Below are 18795 nucleotides of genomic sequence, written 5' to 3'. Positions count from 1 at the left end.
AAATATGCGTGCAAAGCCTTTGCCAAAGGGCGGGACTATCGGCGTCTGCTCCCCCAGCCACATCCCCCTTTATGAAGCCGGGCCAGGGCAGGAAATCCCCTGGAGCCGGGAGTATAAGCACATTATCGGGGAGATGGAAAAAGAGGGCTTCCAGGTGGTGCAGGCAGATAACCTCTACAAAAACACCTGGGGATATCTGGCCTCCGACACAGAGCGGGCCGCGGATCTGAACCAGCTTGCCGGGAACCGGGATGTGGACTACATCCTTTTCGGCGGGGGCGAGGGCAGCCCGGAGCTTCTCCCCTACCTGCACTTTGATTTGTTCCGGGAAAACCCCAAGCGCCTGTGCAGCTACAGCGACGGCACCACCCTGCTAAACGCGGTTTGGGCCATGACGGGCCTGGAAACCTACTATGGCCAGGATCCCACCATGTTCACAGGCTGGACAGCGTATAACCGCCGCCACTTTGAGGGCCACATCCTCAGCGGCAGCATGACAGAGCACGAGAAAAATTCCCCCTGGCTTTCCTTAAGCCCCGGCGCGGGGGAAGGAGTGCTCTGCGGCGGATACACCATGAATTTTGCCCTTTTGCTGGGGACAGACTATTTCCCTGTAGACCTTGCGCAGCCCCACATCCTCTTTCTGGAGGATCACGAGATGTTCGGGGATGAAGCCCACGTCAGCTCCATGCTGGCCTGTATCGAGCAAAGCCCCTTTATGAAAACGGTGACAGGCCTTATCTTCGGGAACTTTGCAGACCACCCCTGCCCCCATCTCTATGCCCGTTTAAAGCTTTTGGGCCAGCGCCATCACATCCCCGTTGTCTATTGCGACGACTTCGGCCATGGGGAAAACCACGCCATCCTGCCCATCGGCAGGCCCGCCCGGCTGGACGGGGAAGCGCTGTCCCTCTGCTATTTTTAGAAGACCGCCCTTTTGACAGGTAGAACCATATTTAGGGCAGCACCGCCAGGTTTATGGCTGCGCATTTTTGCGCACGCTGGCAGAATGATATGCCGCTTTAGAATGCCTGGGCATTGCCCTCAGAAAAACAAAAGGAGAGAAGCAATATGAGCGAAAATCTTGAAAACTGCACACACGACTGTTCCACCTGCGGGGAAAACTGCCCCAGCAGGGAAGGCCCCCAAAGCTTTCTGGAAAAGACCAACGATTTAAGCCACGTAAAGAAGGTCATCGGCGTGGTCAGCGGCAAGGGCGGCGTGGGCAAGTCCCTGGTAACCTCCCTGCTTGCCACCACCCTGCGCCGCCGGGAGCTGTCCGTAGGCGTTCTGGACGCGGACATCACCGGGCCTTCCATCCCCAAGTGCTTTGGCTTAAAGGGCAAGTGCATGGCAGACGAAAACGGCATGTACCCCATGGACACCAAAACCGGCGTAAAGGTCATGAGCATCAACCTGCTGCTGGATGAGGAAACCACTCCCGTTGTCTGGCGCGGCCCGGTGATTGCCGGGGCCATCAAGCAGTTCTGGACAGACGTGGTGTGGGGCGACGTGGACTATATGTTTGTGGACATGCCCCCCGGCACCGGGGACGCCCCCCTCACTGTGTTCCAAAGCCTGCCCCTGGACGGCATCATCATCGTCACCTCCCCCCAGGAACTGGTGTCCATGATCGTCTCCAAGGCTGTGGAAATGGCAAAAATGATGAATGTGCCTGTGCTGGGCCTGGTGGAGAACATGAGCTATGTCCAGTGCCCGGACTGCGGCAAGCCCTTCTCTGTGTTCGGGGAGAGCCACATTGACGAGGTAGCCGCCAAGTATGATTTAAAGGTGCTGGGCAAGCTGCCCCTGGATCCCAAGCTGGCCTCAGCCTGCGACCAGGGCGCTATCGAGCTGTTTGAGGGCGCCTGGCTGGACAGCGCGGCAGATCTGGTGGAAAGCCTGTAAAAAACGAAAAGCGTCCCCTCCCACAGGACCGGGGCGCCAGAAAAAGGAACGCCAGCCCTTAAAAAAGCTGGCGTTCCTTTTCTTTTACAGGCGCGAAAACAGCAGTTCAAAAAAGCTGCTGCTTCTTTGAACTGCGTTCGCTATAAGCAGGCAGGGAGGGCAGTCAGGCCGTTAGCCCAGCCGGTAGATTTTCACCCCGTAAGGCGGCAGCTCAATGCAGCCGTTTAACTCCCGCTTCTCCCCGCTCAGCAGCTCCACAGCCGGGCCATGATGGCCGCAGTTCACATTGAATCCGCTGCCCTCGGCATTGACGGCCACCAGCACTGTCTCCTCCTGGCAGGCGCGCCGGATGACCCACTGCTTGTTGAGAAGCGTCTCGTTCTTAAAATCCCCATAGCACAAAGCAGGGCTTTCCGCCTTCACTTTGCCCAGCTTGGATAAAAATTCCGTCAGGTCATTTTCCACCGGGGCGTCAAAACAGGGCCGCAGGGCAGGATCCCCGTCCTTTTTGTCCCCTTCCGCGCCCCACTCGCTGCCATAATACAGGCAGGGAATGCCCGGCATCCCGTACAAAGCGGCGTACAGGGGCTTAATCTGGTTTTTGTCCGTTAAAATGCTGTGAATGCGGCTCACATCGTGGTTGTCCGCAAAGCACACCAGATGCTCCCCCTTGTAGAGCGTCCAGCCCTCAGGGCCAAACTGCCGGTTCAGGGAATGGGCAATCTCAAACATGTTCAGGGAGTTGAAGGCAGAGTAAAGGCCCTTATAGCACTCGTAATTTGTCACGCTGTCCAGCATCTCCGGGTTCATAATCCGCCGGTAGTCCCCGTGGATCATCTCCCCCAGCAGGAAGAAATCGGGCCGCCTTTCCCGGCAGTATCCATGGAGCCTGCGCATGAAATTCTGGTCCACCATATAGGCCACATCCAGCCGCAGGCCGTCAATGCCAAATTCCTCCATCCAGCCCCCCACGCAGGACAGCAGGTGCTCCACCACCTGGGGGTTCTGCAGGTTCAGCTTTACCAGCTCGAAGTGCCCTTCCCAGCCCTCATACCACAGGCCGTCGTTATAGCCGGAGTTCCCGCCGAAATTGATGTGGAACCAGTCCTTGTAAGGGGAGCGCTCCCGGTTTTTCAGCACGTCCTGGAAGGCCCAGAAGCCCCGGCCCACGTGGTTGAACACCCCGTCCAGCACCACCCGGATGCCCGCTTCATGGAGGGCCTGGCACACCTCTTTGAAATCCTCGTTTGTGCCCAGGCGGCAGTCGATTTTCCGGTAATCCCGGGTGTCATAGCCATGGGAGTCCGATTCAAACACCGGGGAGAAATACACCGCCCCCACGTTCAGCTTCTGCAAATGGGGCACCCAGTCCTTCACCTTACCAATGCGGCTCACCGGTTTGCCGTCGTTCTCATAGGGCGCGCCGCAGAAGCCCATGGGGTAAATCTGGTAAAACACGGTTTCGTTCTGCCATCCGGGCTTGTTCTCGATTTTCTTGTGTACCACCGGCTTACTGTCCATCTTCTTTTCCTCCTGTACGCGGGCGCTGGGCGCAGGAGAGCCTTGCTTTGCAGAAGGCGAACCCGCGCTTTCCTCCGCTTCCCCGGCATCCCGCCCAGGCTCGCCTGTTTTAAGGGCAGGCTCGCCTGGGCCTCTGCCCTCCTCCGGCGCGGGAGCCTTTTCAGGCTCTTTTACAGCCTCTTCCTCTGGCTCTGCCGGCGCTTCCTCCGCAGGCCGCAGGGTGTACAGGCCGTCCCCTCCGCAGATAATGGCACTGCTGAAAAAGACCTCCATGGCCTTCACCATGTGGGCCAGATCCTCCGCCCCTGCCGTCTCACAGGGGGAGTGCATGGCAAGCTGCGCCAGGCCGATGTCCACTGTGGGCACAGATATGTGGGAGCCGGAAATGTTCCCCAGGGTTCCTCCGGCAGGGATGGAGGAGTGGTTGTAATATTCCTGCACAGGCACCTGCGCGTCTGCGCACAGCTTTTTAAACACCCCGGCGGAAACAGGATCTGTGGCATAGCGCACCCCATGCTTTACCACCACGCCTCCGTTTAAATAGCACCGGTTGGTGGGGTCGGACTTCTCCGGGCTGCCAGGGTGCACGGCGTGGGCGTTGTCTGCGGAAACCATAAAGCTGGAGGACAGGGCCAGAAGCTTTTCCTCCTCCGTTTTTCCCGCCGCCAGGCAGATACGGCTGATAAGCCCGGAAAGCAGGTCAGAGTCTGCTCCCTGGCGGGTCTGGCTGCCTGTCTCCTCGTTGTCGAAAATGGCGCACACCAGGCAGTTTTCCCCGTTTTCCGCCTGCAAAAAGCCCTGCAGGGAGGAGAAGGCGCACTCTAAATCGTCCAGCCGGGGGGCGCAGATAAACTCTCCCCCTGCCCCAAAAACAGTCCCGCCGGCCCGGTTGTACAGATACAGATCATGGGACAGGATATCCTCTTTCTGCACCCCTGCCGCTTCCGCCGCCAGGGCCAGCACATCTGCCTCCCTGCCCCCTAAAAGGGGCAGGGTGTCCTTCTGGGCATCCAGCTTCTGGCCCTTATTCACCTCCCGGTTCAGGTGGATGGCCAGGCTGGGAATCAGCAGCAGCGCCCGGGGAATATCGGTCAGGACGGTTTTCACCCCGCCTTCTGTGCGCACTGTCAGCCGCCCCGCCACAGAGAGGGTCCTGTCGGCCCACAGGTGCAGGGTGGTGACGCCGTAAACCTCGGTGTTCAGCTTGGTATAGCGGCCTTCCACCTCCATTTCCGGGGCGGCTTTCACCCGGAAGCAGGGGGAATCGCTGTGGGAGGCGGCAATGGAAAAGCCCCGAAAGCCCCTGCCGGGATACCGGAAGGCCAGCAGGGAGGTAAGCCCCCTGGTGACGTAATACTTCCCGCCGGGGGACAAGGCCCAGGGCTGGGATTCCCGCAGCTCTGCGAACCCTGCCTCCTCCAGCATGGCCCGGGCGGCCTGCACGGCGTGGGCGGAGGTGGGGCTTTTGCCGATAAAGCTGAAAAGTTCAGGGATATAGGTTTTCATAGCGAATTACCATGCGATACAGGATATGTTAAAGATTCTAAATTCTTATCTTGTATCGTTCCTTTCTTTATCTATTTTCTACAAAAATAAACTGTGAACAAACTGTTAAAAATGGTAAAACAGAGGGGGTTTTGGGTAAAAAACGGCGTTCTGTAACCCATTTGTTACCAGGAAAGCGGCGGAAAATTTCCTGCCCGCGCACATTTGCCGGGGCGGGGCTGATGGGGCTGGTGAAAATTTTATGCGGTTCCCGCTTCCGGGCGCACAGGGTTTTACCGCTCCAGTTCCCGCCCCTCCCAAGCGCCCCGCAAGGCCGCCGCCATCTGCGCCGCCTGGAGGGAGGGGGCCACGTCGTGTACCCGGATGAAATCCGCGCCCCCTAAAAGGGCGGCGGTGTGGGCCGCCAGGGTTGCGGGCAGGCGCTTTTCAAAGGGCGGGCTGCCGCAGGGCTGGCCTGTCACCCGCTTGCGGGAGGCCGCCATCAGGCAGGCCGCCCCAGGGACGCGGGTTTTGCCCACCTGGGCGATGAGGCTGAGGTTTTCCTCATAGGTTTTCCCAAAGCCAACGCCGGGGTCAAAGCACAGGCGCTCTTTCGGGACGCCCAGGCGCTCTGCCGCCCTGAGGCGTTCCAGGAAAAAGCCCTTTACATGGGCGAGGATGTCCGGCACGCCGCCTGTGGGGCACATGACCACGCAGCCGCAGCCGGAATCTGCCACAGCCCGGAGCATTTCCTCCGGGAAGCCGGAAACATCGTTAATGATATGCGCCCCCAGGGCCAGGGCCTTTTTTGCCACCCAGGGGTAAAAGGTGTCGATGGACAGGGGCACATGGGTTTTTTCCAGAATGGCGGGCAGCACCGCTTCCAGCCGCTCCCACTCCTCCTCCTGGGAGATGGGGGTGTATCCCGGCCGGGTGGACTGGCCCCCAATATCCAGCACGTCCGCCCCCTCCGCCTCCATTTCCATGGCCCGGGTTAGGGCGGCGGCAGGGTCGAGATAGCGCCCGCCGTCGGAGAAGGAATCGGGGGTTATATTGAGGATGCCCATAATATAGGGCCGGGTGAGGGGGAAGCTGTGGCCCCGGGCTGTGAAAACGCCTGTCATAAGCCCCTCCCAATCTGCATTTCCTGCCGCCAAAGGGGCGGCGGGCCGTCATCCCCCCAGTATTCATCCAGTTGGAGGATTTTTCCATTTTGCATTTTAAAAAAAGACACCGCGTGGAAGGAAAGGGATTTGTCCCGGGCATACACGCGGGTGGCTGTTACCAGCGTGTCCCCCAGCTCCTCCGCGCGCTCTACCTGGCATACCCACTCCCCGGGATATTCGCAGTTGGCCTGCAAAAACTCCTGTACGGAAAAGCTTTCGTTTGTGCAGTGCCAGTTGATCCGGACGCTTTCCCAGAACCAGGCGGCAAGGGCCTTCCTGTCCTGGCTGGCAATGTCCTGCCAGTATCTTTCTATGTCAAAGCCGCGCGTTTCCATGCCAGCCCTCCTTTTATTTCCCGCCCAGCAGGGACATGACTTCGGCCCGGGTTTTGGCGTCTGACCGCATACAGCCCCTAAGGGCGGAGGTCTGGGTCATGGCCCCGGCGGCCCGGGCGCCCCGCATGGTCATGCACAGGTGCTCGGCCCGGATGAACACCGCCACCCCCAAAGGCTCCATGTGCGCATAGAGGAAATCGGCTATCTGCCCGGTGAGCCGCTCCTGCACCTGGGGCCTGCGGGCAAAGCAGTCCACTATCCGGGCGAATTTGGAAAGGCCGATAATCTTCCCGTCCTTGGGGATATAGGCGATGTCCGCCCGCCCGATAAAGGGCAGCAGGTGGTGCTCGCATACGGAATACAGGGGGATGTCCTGCACCAGCACCAGCTCCCCATGCCGCCCGCCTTCGTGGAACAGCTTCAAATGCGCCGCGGGATCCGCCCCCAGGCCGGAGAAAATCTCCTCGTACATCCGGGCCACCCTGGCGGGGGTTTCCCGCAGGCCTTCCCGCTGGGGGTCTTCCCCCACTGCCTCCAGGATTTCCCGCACAGCCCGTTCAATCCGTTCCCTGTCCATTGGCACGCCCCCTTTTCTATCTTCTTTTATTATAGAGCAAACCACTCTCCAGGTCAAGGCGGGGCGTGGGGAGTAATCCATTGCAAAGAGTTTATGCCGACAGTGTAAGGTCGTGGGGTTCCACCCCACACCCCGCAAACCCTTTTGAGAAAAGGGTTTGATCCTAAAACTAATTTCCTGTATTTTGATTTTCTTTATTAAACTTTACGTTTTAGACATTCTCGGGGTGTGGAGATGGGCAGATAAGGGGGAAACGGCACAGCCCCACGCCATGCCGTTTCCCAGAATTGCTGTAAAATTGTGTTTGGTTCTAAGAAGTTGTACCGATAGGAGTGGCCCTATTGGTACGGCTTCTAAATCCCCAGAAGGCCGGGCACTGCGTCCTTCATCTTCTGGATGACTGCCTCGCTGCCCTCGCGGGTTGCGCCCTTGCCGGAAAGGTAAATCTTGATTTTCGGCTCGGTGCCGGAGGGGCGCACAATCAGCTTGCAGCCGTCCTCCAGGCGGTATTCCAGAACGTTGGACTTGGGCAGGTCGATGGCGCCTTCCTTGTCCCCATAGGACTGGGAGGCCTGGTAATCGCTGCGGCCCGCAACCTTTGTGCCGGCGATTTCGGCGGGGGGCGCGCTGCGCAGGCGGTCCATAATGCCGTTCATGGTCTTCATGCCGTCCTCGCCCTCAAAGCCGAAGTTCATCAGGTCGTTCTTATAATAACCGTATTTTTCATACAGGGCGTTCATGGCGTCTACCAGGGTCATGCCCTTGCCCTTATAATAGGAGGCCATTTCGCAGATGAGCATGCTGCCGTCTACGGCATCCTTGTCCCGGACATAGCCGCCGGACAGGTAGCCATAGCTTTCCTCAAAGCCTAAGAGGTAGCTGTTGGCATTGCCTTCCTTCTCCTCCAGCTCGGCAATGATGTCGCCGATATACTTAAAGCCTGTGAGGCACCGGCGCAGCTCTATGCCGTACTCTTTGGCAATGGGGTCTACCATGTCGGTGCTGACGATGGTGGTGACAGCCACAGGATGGGCGGGAAGCTTCCCCTGCTCCTTCTTCACCCGGGCGATGAAGTCTAAGAGCATAATGCCCACTTCGTTCCCCGTCATCAGCACATACTCGCCTTTCTGGTTTACGGCAATGCCTACCCGGTCGCAGTCCGGGTCTGTGGCCAGGAGCAGGTCGGGCTGCACCTTTTCGCACAGCTCCAGGCCCTTTTGCAGGGCTTCCCGGATTTCAGGGTTGGGGTAGGGGCAGGTGGGGAAGTTGCCGTCAGGCTCGCTTTGCTCGGGCACAATGGTGATATCCTTTACGCCGATTTTGTCAAGGATCCGGGTGACGCACATTTTGCCCGAGCCGTTTAAGGGGGTGTAAACCAGCTTCAGGTTGCTGGCGTCCCCGATAAGGCTTTCCTTATACACGTCGTTGATAAAGGCTTCCACTGTCTCCTCACCGATATACTCGATGAGGCCCTTGTCTAAGCCCTCCTGGAAATCTATCTTCTTTACGCCTGCGAAGATGTCCAGGGAATTGATTTCATTCATAATGCCGTCTGCCATGTCCGCTGTGACCTGGCAGCCGTCAGAGCCATATGCCTTGTAGCCGTTGTACTTGGCGGGGTTATGGCTGGCGGTGACGCAGATGCCCGCGTCGCACTTTAAATGCCTCACTGCATAGGAAAGGGCGGGGGTGGGCATAAGCTGGGGATAGAGATAGGCCTTAATGCCGTTTGCCGCCAGCACTGCCGCGGACTGCTGGGCAAAAGCCACGCCTTTGTTGCGGCTGTCGTGGGCGATGGCCACGCTTTGGGGCTTGCCGTCAGCGTGCTTTAAAAGGTAATTTGCCATGCCTTGGGTGGCCTTGCGCACAGTGTACACGTTCATGCGGTTGGTGCCCGCGCCTAAAACGCCCCGCAGGCCCCCTGTGCCGAACTCCAGATCCCGGTAGAACCGGTCGTTGATTTCCTCGGGCTTATCCTTCACGGACAAAAGCTCCTCCGTCAAGTCCTTGTCGTCCAGCTCCTGCTGGAGCCATCTCTCATATTCAGACATGTTTTCTCGTCCCTTTCTTGCCTTTGCAGCCGCCCGGATGCGCAGGGCAATCTGCTAAAGTTTCTACTATTAAGATTACCATTTTTTGTATTGCTTGTCAACTCGAAATACAGGGCTTGTTGGAAAAAACCCAGGCGCGTGCTTTGGCCTGCCAGGCTTTTTCCCTGCAAAAGAGGCATGGTTCTGCCGGAAGCGCGCTTTTCCCCTCCTTTGCGGGAAACGGGGAAATGTTCAGGAAAGTGTCTGCCCGCCGTCACATGATTTTCACAAAGGCGGGGGATAATAGAACCACAGCAAGAGGAAAGCCAAAAACATGCATCTGCAAACAGCATCCATAATACAATTCTTTGAAAGGAGCATTGGTTTATGTATTCCCCTTATGACGATCAAAATAAAAACAATCTTTCGGAAGCCGCCTCTGAGGCAGGGCAGGAAAAGAGCCAGGGCGCTTCCCCGCCTGCTGCCGGCTATGGCACAGGCAGCTATCCCTATACAGCCCAGACAGGGGGCCAGGGGTATTACTCCCAGCCCCCCCAGCAGCCCCGGCCCGCCCAGTATACCTGGGGGACAGCCCAGCAGCCCGGCGGCTTTTATCAGGGAGGCGGACAGCCCCCCAAGCCCCCTAAAGAGAAAAAGCGGGGCGGGAAATTCGGCCTGAAGCTTTTAGCGGCAGTGCTGTGCTGCGCGGTGGTTTCCCTTGGCTCTGTAGGCGTTTTCGCGGCCCTGATCCAAAACGGGGTGGTGGCGGTGCAAAGCCCGGAGGGGGCGGAGTCTACAGCGGCTTTTACCTTATATAAGCTGGAGGGCGCGGGCAAAAACACCACCCCAACCGCCACAGCAGGGGAAATGACCTCCCAGGAGGTGGCCCAGAAGCTGATTCCCTCTGTGGTGTGCGTGCAGAACTACCAGATAAGCCAGCAGAGCATTATGTTCGGCGGCATTGAGTATGCCCCTGCCGAGGGCGGGGAGGTTTCCCCCGCCGGGGAAGGCTCTGGCATTATCTTCTCCAAGGACGGGTACATTGTCACAAACCAGCATGTGATAGACGGGGCTACCAAAATCAAGGTGGTGACCCATGACGGCATGTCTTACGAGGCAGAGCTTATCGGCGAGGACACCCAGACCGACCTGGCTGTGCTGAAGATTGAGGCGGATCAGGAGCTGACCCCGGCGGAGTTTGGCTCTTCCGAGGACCTGCAGGTGACGGACACGGTGATGGCTATCGGCAACCCCGGAGGCATCCAGTTTAATTCCAGCGTGACCATGGGCTATGTGTCCGCTTTGAACCGGCAGATTACAAACGGCGACACAGGCTTTACCCTGAACTGCATCCAGACCGACGCGGCTATCAACCCCGGCAACTCCGGCGGCGCGCTGGTGGACATGAAAGGCCATGTGGTGGGCATCAATTCCTCTAAGATTGTGGCGACAGGCTATGAAGGGCTTGGGTTTGCCATTCCTTCCGACACAGTGCAGCCTATTGTGTCCGACCTGATTGAATATGGTTATGTGAAGGACAGGGCGGCTTTGGGCATTTCTGTCCGCTATATAGACAAGATGAACGCCATGTGGTACGGCCTGACTCCCGGCTGCCATGTATACGAACTCCTTACGGAAAACGCCAGCAAGTCCGGCTTGCAGCAGGGGGACGTGATTACTGCCATTGACGACACCCAGATTACCTCCGGCACTACGGTTTCTGCTTTCCTGGCCACCAAGAAGCCCGGGGAAACGGTGACCCTGACAGTGGACAGGGCTATGACGGGGGAGTCCGGGCTGCAGATTGAGCTGGTTTTGTCAGAAAACTCCGGCGTGTCCGCCAAGCGCCAGGAAAACTAAGCGTACAAGTTTCTTTTTCATAAATCTCCTTTTTCAAGCGGGGCGCCCCATGCAGAGATGCATGGGGCGTTTTGCTATGGCTCTCCTGCCGGGAGGCGCGTCAAAATATGACAAATTTCGTGACGAAGTTTCACGAAAAGGCAGCGTTTTCCAAAACCGGAGGTGCCCCTCCTGGAATTTTGCCTCCGCAAGATATAATATTCTTCTACAATAATTATCTATTTAGGAGGTTCAAATGCACACAAACACATTATTTACGAGAAAATTTTTAAGTGGCCAGATACGCAGCCTGCGCCTTGCCCGCCGGGCCACCAAGCAGGCTATGTCGGAGATACTCCACATGGACGTCCGGTCTTACTCTGATTTGGAAAAGGGGAAATACTGCCCCTCCGGCCCGTCCCTGCTGCTGTTTTTGAAGTATGCGGGCGGCCCCGCGGCTTTAGATCTCATCCACACCTTTTACGAGGCTGTGCAGCCGGAAAAGCCGGCCCGCAGGCAGGCCCTCAGCCTGCCGGAGCTGCGGAACCGGATAAAGGACTGGCTGGACGGCGGGAATGTCCCGGAAAGCCTGTTTGAGCATCCCCTGGCAAATTTTGACATAGCGGAGACAAGGGGGAAGGTGATAAACCGGGTTTACTATGCTGTCCCCCGGTATTCCCCTGTCCGCCGCCATCTGGACTGCTTCGTTTTCTATGAGGAGAACACCTTCCAAAAGGACGACGCGGGGGACTTGGTGCTTTCCAGCTCCCGGTTCTATTCCCAGAAGGGGTGATGGGCGGGCCGGACAACCAGGAAGGCCCCGCCTCCTTTCCCAGAGGCGGGGCCTTCTGCGCGGGGGTATGCCTGTTTTACCGGGCGTTCATCCACACCAGCATTTCCCCGGCGCCCCGGTTGTTCCACAGGAAATAGGGCACCAGGGTGAGGGAGGCGGGACGGGTGGGGGCCGGCGCCGGGGCGTACAGGGCGTTTGCGGGCCACTTTTCCCAATCTATCTGGGAGCCTGCCGCTTTTACCACTGTGACGCCGCCGAAAAGGGGGCTTGTTTCTAAAACGGGGGGCTGGGAGAGATCGGCGGTGAAGCTGTTTAACAGGGGGCCGTTGTCCGCTTCCTCGGCGCAGTATACCAACGGCCCCCGCTGGACGCAGGCTTTGCCGCAGTCCTCCAGCACCTGGGGGTTTGCCTGGAGGTATTGGGCCTTCATGTCAAAGGACAGGGTGTACGCGTCCCCGTCCTGGGGGCACAGCCGGGCATACCCCTGGGAGAGGGTGAAGCTTACGGGAGCGCCTGCCTTTGTGATGCGGAAATTTTCCCCATAGCCGGGCACGCGGAGGTACACCTCTACCCCGGCGGGGCCGCTGTAGGTTATCTCCGCTTTGCCCTCCCAGGGCATGGAGGAAACGCACCGCAGCCGGGCCTTGCCCTGTTCTGTTTCAAACTCCCCGGTGTTGCCGATATACAGGTGCTGGTAAATGGCGTCCCCTTTCCGGGTGTAGATATAGCCCCCCAGGCCGCAGAGGGTGCGGGTGATGTTGGGCGGGCAGCAGGCGCAGCCAAACCATTTCACCCTGTCTGGTTCTACGTCCTGGTGATCCCGGCGGAACCGGGCCACCTCCGGCTTTACCAGCAGGGGGTTCACGTAAAAATAGTGCTCCCCGTCCTGGGAGATGCCGCTGAGCACGTTGTTGTAAAGGGCGCGCTCCATAATGGCGGCATACTCCTCCTTTGGCTCCAGCCGCAGCATCCGCAGCGCCCACATGGCAAGGCCGATGGCGGCGCAGGTTTCCGTATAGCAGGTGTCGTTGGGCAGGTCGTAGTCGATGGTGAAGCACTCCCCCTCCCCCTGGGAGCCTACGCCGCCGGTGACGTACATCCGCCGCCTTGTCACGTTTTCCCACAGCTTTTCCAGGGCGGCCTTCAGGGTGGGATCCCCTGTTTCCAGGGCCGCGTCCGCCGCCCCTGTGAAGAAATACATGGCCCGCACCGCGTGGCCCTCGGCGGTTTCCTGCTCCCGGATCCTGGCGTGGGCCTGGTGGTAGGACGCCTGGAACCACCTGTTTTTGCTGGCGTTTTGGAAGCCTGGCTCCTCTAAGAAGCCGGGCTTTGCGCCCCGGTTTTCAATAAAATACAGGGCCAATTCCTTATACGCCTCCTGGCCTGTGGCCCGGTATGCCTTCATCAGGGCCAGCTCGATTTCCTCGTGGCCGGGGTAGGAGGAAATCTGCCCCTCCCCTTCCCCGAACACCTGGCGGATAAGGTTCACCGTTTTTTCCATCACCGTTAAAAGCCTGCTGCCCGTCACCTGGAACAGGGCCACAGCGGCTTCCAGCATGTGGCCCGCGCAGTACAGCTCGTGGCCATGGGCAATGTCCCGCCAGCGCTCCTCCGGCTTTTCTAGGATGAAATAGGTGTCCAGATACCCGTCCGGCTGCTGGGCCTTTTCAATGACGCTTACAACCTCCTCCAAGGCGGCCCGGATTTCCGGGCTGTCTTTATACAGCAGGCTGTAGGCCGCCGCCTCTATCCACTTGGCAAGGTCGCTGTCCTGGAACCGGAAGCCCCCGAATTCCCCTTCCGCCAGCCCCGCGCAGATTTTGAAATTCATTACCGCGTGGCTGGGCACTGCCCCAGGCTCCTGGTCGTTGAGCACCCGCCACTGGTAGGGCACCGCCTTTTCCACGGCGTTGCCTATCCGCCCGTTCCAGAAGCTGTCGTCCACCTTTACGTCTTTTATGCTGATTTCCCGCTTTGGCGCCATGCTCTTGTCCTCCTTTGTTTTTTTGATGTTCTGCTCTTTTCGCCTGTTACACGGCCGAGGCCCCGGAAAATGCCCGGAGGGTCCGGCTATAGTTGCGGATCAGCACCTCTTCTACGGCGCCGCGCTTGCGGGCGTTGGCGTTGATGGCGCGCTTGGCCTTGACAACGGTGACGTCATATGCCTGGTACAGCTCCCGGATGAAATCTGTGGCGGAATTGGAAAGCATGAACTTGACGCCGCGCTTTGTCAGCCCGTCGCAGGCCTCCTTCAGCCGGATCTGCTCCGCCCTGCCAAAGCCGCCCTGGTTATACCCGGTGAAATTGGCTGTGCCGGAAAGGGGATCGTAAGGGGGATCCAGGTAAACAAAGGCGCCTTTCCCTACCCGCTCCAGGGTTTGGGAAAAGTCTTCGCTGCAAAAGGTGATGCTGCTGGCGGAAAAATACTGGCTTACGGCCCGCAGGACAGGCTCGTTTACAATATTGGGGTTTTTATAGTGCCCAAAGGGGGTGTTGAACTCCCCGGAGGAGTTTACCCGGAACAGGCCGTTGAAGCAGGTTTTGTTTAAATAAAGCAGGCGGGAGGCCTTCTCCACCCGGGACAGGGCGCTGTATGCCTTCTTGTCCCTGTCCATGTCCCGCATCATGTAATAGTAGTCCGCTGTATTTTCATGGGTTTGCAGGGACGAAATTAAAGCGTCCACATCGTCCCGGATGGTTTCATACACCAGCATTAAATCCTGGTTTAAATCATTTACAACCGCCTTTTTGGGCTGGATGGAAAAAAAGACCGCCCCGCCGCCTAAAAAAGGCTCGCAGTAAGAGGAAATCCGCTTGGGAAGCAGCGGCGTGATGGACTCCATTAGCTGGCGCTTGCCGCCTGCCCATTTTACAAAAGGAACTGCCCGTTTATCTTTAGCCATTGCGCGCACCACCTCTTTTATGCAGAATACTATACCATAATTTGCCCGGACATGCAAGCCGGGGGGGGATGGGGAGTGTCCAAAGTGAGGAGTTTATAGAAAGAAATTCATCAATTTGGATAAGTGGTTTTAGGCTCAAACATTCCCGCAGGGAATGTTTACCCTTCTTTTCAAAAGGGTTTGCAGGGTGTGGGGCGAAAATCGCCAGTGGCGATTGCCATGAGCTGACCGAGCCGGGGAAGGTTCCCAGTGGGGACCGTTCTGACCCGACCGAGTCGGCAGACGAGACCAGGAGAGAGGAGTCCCATGGTCATGCGCCGACAGCACAAAATGCGTGTTTGGACACTCTCTTTTTCCCTCCCCGTCTTGCTTTTTAGGCCCGGGAGGGATATAATACATAGTGACGGCGGGCTTCCGGGAAAAGGGGCCTGCTGGGAATGTATTGAAAAGGAGCGTATGCAGTATGGCAAAAATTATCGGCAGGCCCGCCCTGCCCAACATGCCCTGGCAGGACAAGCCCGCAGGGTACGAAAAGCCTGTGTGGCGGTATGACGCAAACCCCATCATCAAACGGGACGCCATCCCCACCTCCAACAGCATCTTCAATTCCGCCGTGGTGGTCTTTGGCGATGCTTACGCAGGCGTGTTCCGGTGCGACAACCGGGGCGTGGAGATGGACATCTTCGCCGGGTTCTCCAAGGACGGCGTACACTGGGACATCAACCATGAGCCCATTGTCTTTGAAGGGGAGAAGGACGTTATCCGCAAGGAGTACCGGTATGATCCCCGGGTGTGCTTCATTGAGGACAGGTATTATATCACCTGGTGCAACGGCTATCATGGCCCCACCATCGGCGTGGGCTACACCTACGACTTCAAAACCTTCTACCAGCTTGAGAACGCATTCCTGCCCTATAACCGCAACGGCGTACTGTTCCCCCGGAAAATCGGCGGGAATTTCGCCATGGTCAGCCGTCCCAGCGACACAGGCCACACGCCTTTCGGGGACATTTTCTACAGCGAATCCCCTGACCTGTGCTATTGGGGCAAGCACCGCTTCCTCTTTGGCACAGCAAACGGCTGGCAGTCCAAAAAGGTCGGCCCCGGGCCTACCCCCATTGAGACGGACGAGGGCTGGCTGATGATTTACCATGGCGTGCTCAATTCCTGCAATGGTTTTGTGTACCGCTTTGGCGTGGCCCTCCTGGACATTGACCGCCCCTGGATTGTGAAGGAACGGGGCAGCTTCTATGTGTTCGGGCCTGAGGTGGACTACGAGCTGACCGGGGACGTGCCCAACGTCACCTTCCCCTGCGCCACCCTGACGGATCCGGAAACCGGGCGCATCACCATCTATTATGGCGCCGCCGATACGGTTACGGGCCTTGCCTTCACTACAGTGGACGAGCTGCTCTCCTATATGCGCCAGTATCCTATGGACGTGGGCGACCAGGAGAACAAATAAAACCTGCGGGCGCAGCAGAAAGCGTTCCGAAATAAGCAAGAGCGGCCTGCGTAAAAACGGGCTATGAACGAAGCCCTCCTGTGCAGATGCCCGTCCGCACAGGGGGCTTTTTGTATGCCCAAAGGGGAAGCCCCATAGAAGAAGGGCCTTCCTCTCTCCCCTGGAGATTCCTAGCCAAATGTCAAGAGTAAATTACAAAAAAGTTCAATAAATTTTCCCAACTTATAAAAAACGGGGGGTCCGACGCACTCGGAACCCCCGTTTTTGTGCAAAAAGGCAACAGGAAATCAAACCGGGCGTTTTTCACGCTTCCGGCCTCTCTCTTTGTCTGTTCAATTTCCCGTCGGCTATGTTATGTACTGCTCGAAAAGCATTTGCGGCGTTGCCCAGCCCAATATCCGCCGCGGGTAGTTCGCCAGCCACTCTTCCACTTCTGCAACCTCCGCCGCGGTCACTTCGTCAAAGCTTGTCCCCTTTGGAAAGAAACGCCGAATAATACGGTTCATATTCTCATTGCTCCCCCTTTCGTATGCAGAATACGGGTGGCAATAATAAATCTTTGTGCGGGGCTTCCGCGCCCGCTTTGACCTCTCCATTCCGGCGCAATCTTGAAATTCGCTTCCATTGTCAACGGTTATTGACCTGAACACTTGTCGGAACCCTGCGCCCATCCTCCGCTCTATACGGTCAAGCCCCCTCACGACACTTTCCATTGTGTGATCGGGAACGCGAAAAATCACGGGGTAACGGGTCAGCCGCTCTGTCAGCACTACCAGCGCGGCCTTGCTCCCCTTACAACCTATAATGCTATCCATTTCCCAATTTCCGAAAGTTTCGCGGTCCGCTACTTCCTGCGGGCGTTCCTCTATGGTGTCCCCCTTTGCGGGCCGCGCCCGTTTCTGTCTGTCCCTGTCCTCTGGCTTCCTGTGGTCCCCCTTATACAAAAGGTGTTCCGCTGTTACATTCAAGAAAATATCGCCCCGATAAATCCAGTTATAAAGGGTCGTTTCGCAAATATGGGTGTCAAACTTCATTCCGTCAATCGCAATTTGTGCCAAAGCCGCGCCGGGGGACCGTTTTTTTCAATGATCTGTTCTTCTATGTACTCCGCAAAAGCAAAATCTTTTCCCAGCTTTATGTCCAGCCCCTTTGCCCGCAAATGTTCCTGATACTTCCGTTCCGTAACGTCCGCGCAATAGCGCGACACGGGTTCCAGTTCGCTTGTAAGCTGTTCGCACATTCCCCGCGCAATTTCATTGTATACGGTTTTCAGGCAAACGCCCAAAGCTTCCGCAATTTTCGGTTTCGGCGTTTTTATCTTTAGCATACGTTCAAGGGAAAGCCGATCTTCCCACTTCAAATGCTGATTCCCTTTGTAATTCATAGGCCCTCCATGCAGGAAAACCCGCCCAAGCCATAAGCAAGGGCGGGTTTCGTTTTCGCTATTCTCTATTATTCCTCGTTCGCCTGTTGTGCCGCCGCGTCAAGCGTCGTTTCTATCCATTCATTCAACGACTTTCCCGCCGCTTGTGCCGCGGCAAGATACGTCGCTTTTTTCCCTTTTTTCACATAAGGGTAAAGACGATCATAGTTCGCCGCGTTCCATTTGTTTTTTGCGCGGGTGTTGCTTGCGTATTTCTTTTTTTCCATGCTTGCCCCTCCTTTCTGCTTCCTTTGAGATTATAGCACTTTTCAAATACTCACGCAAGTATGAATATTGCACAATCTCACGCGAGTATCTTTGTGCAATTTTGCGTGTTGGCTTTTCATACTCACGCGAGTATAATAATAGACAGAAAGAGGGAAACACAAGCCGCCCACCCGCCGGGGCGTTTAAGAATACGGCGGGGGCTAACCTTACGGGCCGACACGAAAAGGGGGCCGACACGGTAAAAGGTAACGTCAACATTTCGTTTAATATATGGAGGTAATCACATGAACAAGTTTGAAATCGGCAAGGAATACTTTTCCCGTAGTATTTGCAACCACGATTGCGTTTTCACCATCAAAATCACCAAGCGCACCGCTAAAACGGTTTCTTATGAATATATGGGTGAATCCCGGCGTTCCAAGATTCGGGTTGACGATTCCGGCGAATATATCCAGCCTGATCGGTACAGTATGGCCCCTGTTTTTCGGGCTTCCCGTGAAATTCAAGCAGAGGAAGCACCCGCCGTCGTGGAGAAACCCGCCGCCCCCGCGCCCGTTGCAGGGGACGCGGCCCCCTCTAAAATCGTGACGATCTCCCAGCCCGCCGACGACGGCACAGTTATTGTCATGCTGGGTCAGCGCGTCGAATGCGTGTGCGGGGCTTGCTATCCCGTTCAGGGCGGAACGGTCGTCGGATTCTGCGACGAACCCGCCGGACGCTTCACCCGCGGCGGCGTTTTCGCCTTGATTCGCTGGGACGAACGCCCCGGCAAGCCCGAACGGATCCGCCTGTCAGATATACACCGCCGGGGCTGGCGGTCTGCGGGCGGTTCCCCTCTGGGCGTGTTCGTCTGCTGATACTTCACCGGGGGCGGCGGAAGCCGCCCCCCTCTATCAATTATCAATGGAGGTTTTATAAAATGTGGATTGATTGCTATACACTCCCAAAGAATCAGGGTATTCGTTGCGAACATTGCGGCACGTATATTCGGAACATCTTTGTCTTTCATTTTGACAACGGTTTTTCCCTGAAATGCGGGGTCGATTGCATTAGATAGTGTCTACACAAGGTAGAGGAATTGTGATAGAATGGAAGCATCAAAAAAAGACAGGAGAGGAAAAG

At 57.2% G+C, this 18795-nt stretch carries 16 protein-coding genes; 6 read left to right on the top strand and 10 right to left on the bottom strand.

Annotated features, from left to right (window positions below):
- The first annotated feature begins 4 nt into the window (after window positions 1–4).
- The gene (locus D1841_RS02165; protein ID WP_160641763.1) at window positions 5–925 is read left to right on the top strand and encodes an LD-carboxypeptidase; all 921 of its coding nucleotides are present in this window, start codon (window positions 5–7) and stop codon (window positions 923–925) included.
- A 146-nt stretch (window positions 926–1071) separates the two neighbouring features.
- Complete coding sequence (locus D1841_RS02160; RefSeq protein WP_160641762.1) at window positions 1072–1908, top strand: Mrp/NBP35 family ATP-binding protein; 837 nt, start codon at window positions 1072–1074, stop codon at window positions 1906–1908.
- Window positions 1909–2079: 171 nt separating this feature from the next.
- Here D1841_RS02160 and D1841_RS19695 read toward each other — a convergent pair whose 3' ends face one another.
- From D1841_RS19695 to D1841_RS02130, 5 genes are all read right to left on the bottom strand, one after another.
- Window positions 2080–4935: a M18 family aminopeptidase gene (locus tag D1841_RS19695; protein WP_347563931.1), complete on the bottom strand. Its 2856-nt coding sequence runs from the start codon at window positions 4933–4935 to the stop codon at window positions 2080–2082.
- Window positions 4936–5207: 272 nt separating this feature from the next.
- Window positions 5208–6038 carry a dihydropteroate synthase gene (folP, locus tag D1841_RS02145; RefSeq protein ID WP_160641761.1) on the bottom strand — a complete coding sequence of 277 codons (831 nt, stop codon included), beginning with the start codon at window positions 6036–6038 and terminating at the stop codon, window positions 5208–5210.
- Window positions 6035–6415, bottom strand: a complete 381-nt coding sequence (locus D1841_RS02140) for a nuclear transport factor 2 family protein (RefSeq protein ID WP_160641760.1) — start codon at window positions 6413–6415, stop codon at window positions 6035–6037. Before D1841_RS02140 ends, folP begins: the two co-directional genes overlap by 4 nt.
- 13 nt (window positions 6416–6428) lie before the next feature.
- The gene (gene folE / locus D1841_RS02135; protein WP_160641759.1) at window positions 6429–6992 is read right to left on the bottom strand and encodes a GTP cyclohydrolase I FolE; all 564 of its coding nucleotides are present in this window, start codon (window positions 6990–6992) and stop codon (window positions 6429–6431) included.
- 353 nt (window positions 6993–7345) lie between these two features.
- Window positions 7346–9043, bottom strand: coding sequence for a phospho-sugar mutase (locus D1841_RS02130; protein WP_160641758.1), 1698 nt, complete (start codon window positions 9041–9043; stop codon window positions 7346–7348).
- A gap of 366 nt (window positions 9044–9409) precedes the next feature.
- Here D1841_RS02130 and D1841_RS02125 point away from each other — a divergent pair, with 366 nt between their 5' ends.
- On the top strand, window positions 9410–10882 hold the full coding sequence (locus D1841_RS02125; RefSeq protein ID WP_160641757.1) for a S1C family serine protease: 1473 nt from the start codon (window positions 9410–9412) through the stop codon (window positions 10880–10882).
- A 235-nt stretch (window positions 10883–11117) separates the two neighbouring features.
- Window positions 11118–11654, top strand: a complete 537-nt coding sequence (locus D1841_RS02120; RefSeq protein ID WP_160641756.1) for a helix-turn-helix transcriptional regulator — start codon at window positions 11118–11120, stop codon at window positions 11652–11654.
- A gap of 76 nt (window positions 11655–11730) precedes the next feature.
- Here the strand turns inward: D1841_RS02120 and D1841_RS02115 are convergent, their stop codons facing one another.
- On the bottom strand, window positions 11731–13638 hold the full coding sequence (locus D1841_RS02115; protein ID WP_160641755.1) for a glycoside hydrolase family 127 protein: 1908 nt from the start codon (window positions 13636–13638) through the stop codon (window positions 11731–11733).
- A gap of 46 nt (window positions 13639–13684) precedes the next feature.
- The gene (locus D1841_RS02110; protein ID WP_160641754.1) at window positions 13685–14557 is read right to left on the bottom strand and encodes a DNA adenine methylase; all 873 of its coding nucleotides are present in this window, start codon (window positions 14555–14557) and stop codon (window positions 13685–13687) included.
- A 463-nt stretch (window positions 14558–15020) separates the two neighbouring features.
- Between D1841_RS02110 and D1841_RS02105 the strand changes: the two genes are divergently transcribed.
- Window positions 15021–16022 carry a glycoside hydrolase family 130 protein gene (locus D1841_RS02105; RefSeq protein WP_160641753.1) on the top strand — a complete coding sequence of 334 codons (1002 nt, stop codon included), beginning with the start codon at window positions 15021–15023 and terminating at the stop codon, window positions 16020–16022.
- 347 nt (window positions 16023–16369) lie between these two features.
- Here the strand turns inward: D1841_RS02105 and D1841_RS02100 are convergent, their stop codons facing one another.
- The 3 genes from D1841_RS02100 to D1841_RS02090 form a co-directional block, all read right to left on the bottom strand.
- Window positions 16370–17056, bottom strand: coding sequence for an IS30 family transposase (locus D1841_RS02100; protein ID WP_160641752.1), 687 nt, complete (start codon window positions 17054–17056; stop codon window positions 16370–16372).
- Window positions 17053–17406 carry a helix-turn-helix domain-containing protein gene (locus tag D1841_RS02095; protein WP_166554217.1) on the bottom strand — a complete coding sequence of 118 codons (354 nt, stop codon included), beginning with the start codon at window positions 17404–17406 and terminating at the stop codon, window positions 17053–17055. The genes D1841_RS02100 and D1841_RS02095 overlap by 4 nt, the downstream gene beginning before the upstream one ends.
- A 68-nt stretch (window positions 17407–17474) precedes the next feature.
- Window positions 17475–17672 carry a hypothetical protein gene (locus D1841_RS02090; RefSeq protein WP_160641750.1) on the bottom strand — a complete coding sequence of 66 codons (198 nt, stop codon included), beginning with the start codon at window positions 17670–17672 and terminating at the stop codon, window positions 17475–17477.
- Window positions 17673–17957: 285 nt separating this feature from the next.
- Here D1841_RS02090 and D1841_RS02085 point away from each other — a divergent pair, with 285 nt between their 5' ends.
- Window positions 17958–18530 (top strand): hypothetical protein, encoded by a 573-nt coding sequence (locus tag D1841_RS02085; RefSeq protein WP_160641749.1) that lies wholly within the window; start codon window positions 17958–17960, stop codon window positions 18528–18530.
- The last annotated feature ends 265 nt before the right edge of the window (window positions 18531–18795 follow it).

This window comes from Neglectibacter sp. X4, from assembly GCF_009917365.1.
GTDB lineage: Bacteria > Bacillota > Clostridia > Oscillospirales > Acutalibacteraceae > Acutalibacter.
Note: the sequence above shows the minus strand (reverse complement) of the source record. Positions and strands in the feature narration are given on the sequence as shown.

Bases quoted from the DNA above. Each gene is read 5' to 3' on its own strand.
- D1841_RS02165 (WP_160641763.1), top strand. From the start codon at position 5: ATGCGTGCAAAGCCTTTGCCAAAGGGCGGGACTATCGGCGTCTGCTCC.
- D1841_RS02160 (WP_160641762.1), top strand. From the start codon at position 1,072: ATGAGCGAAAATCTTGAAAACTGCACACACGACTGTTCCACCTGCGGG.
- D1841_RS19695 (WP_347563931.1), bottom strand. From the start codon at position 4,935: ATGAAAACCTATATCCCTGAACTTTTCAGCTTTATCGGCAAAAGCCCC.
- folP (WP_160641761.1), bottom strand. From the start codon at position 6,038: ATGACAGGCGTTTTCACAGCCCGGGGCCACAGCTTCCCCCTCACCCGG.
- D1841_RS02140 (WP_160641760.1), bottom strand. From the start codon at position 6,415: ATGGAAACGCGCGGCTTTGACATAGAAAGATACTGGCAGGACATTGCC.
- folE (WP_160641759.1), bottom strand. From the start codon at position 6,992: ATGGACAGGGAACGGATTGAACGGGCTGTGCGGGAAATCCTGGAGGCA.
- D1841_RS02130 (WP_160641758.1), bottom strand. From the start codon at position 9,043: ATGTCTGAATATGAGAGATGGCTCCAGCAGGAGCTGGACGACAAGGAC.
- D1841_RS02125 (WP_160641757.1), top strand. From the start codon at position 9,410: ATGTATTCCCCTTATGACGATCAAAATAAAAACAATCTTTCGGAAGCC.
- D1841_RS02120 (WP_160641756.1), top strand. From the start codon at position 11,118: ATGCACACAAACACATTATTTACGAGAAAATTTTTAAGTGGCCAGATA.
- D1841_RS02115 (WP_160641755.1), bottom strand. From the start codon at position 13,638: ATGGCGCCAAAGCGGGAAATCAGCATAAAAGACGTAAAGGTGGACGAC.
- D1841_RS02110 (WP_160641754.1), bottom strand. From the start codon at position 14,557: ATGGCTAAAGATAAACGGGCAGTTCCTTTTGTAAAATGGGCAGGCGGC.
- D1841_RS02105 (WP_160641753.1), top strand. From the start codon at position 15,021: ATGGCAAAAATTATCGGCAGGCCCGCCCTGCCCAACATGCCCTGGCAG.
- D1841_RS02100 (WP_160641752.1), bottom strand. From the start codon at position 17,056: ATGAAGTTTGACACCCATATTTGCGAAACGACCCTTTATAACTGGATT.
- D1841_RS02095 (WP_166554217.1), bottom strand. From the start codon at position 17,406: ATGAATTACAAAGGGAATCAGCATTTGAAGTGGGAAGATCGGCTTTCC.
- D1841_RS02090 (WP_160641750.1), bottom strand. From the start codon at position 17,672: ATGGAAAAAAAGAAATACGCAAGCAACACCCGCGCAAAAAACAAATGG.
- D1841_RS02085 (WP_160641749.1), top strand. From the start codon at position 17,958: ATGAACAAGTTTGAAATCGGCAAGGAATACTTTTCCCGTAGTATTTGC.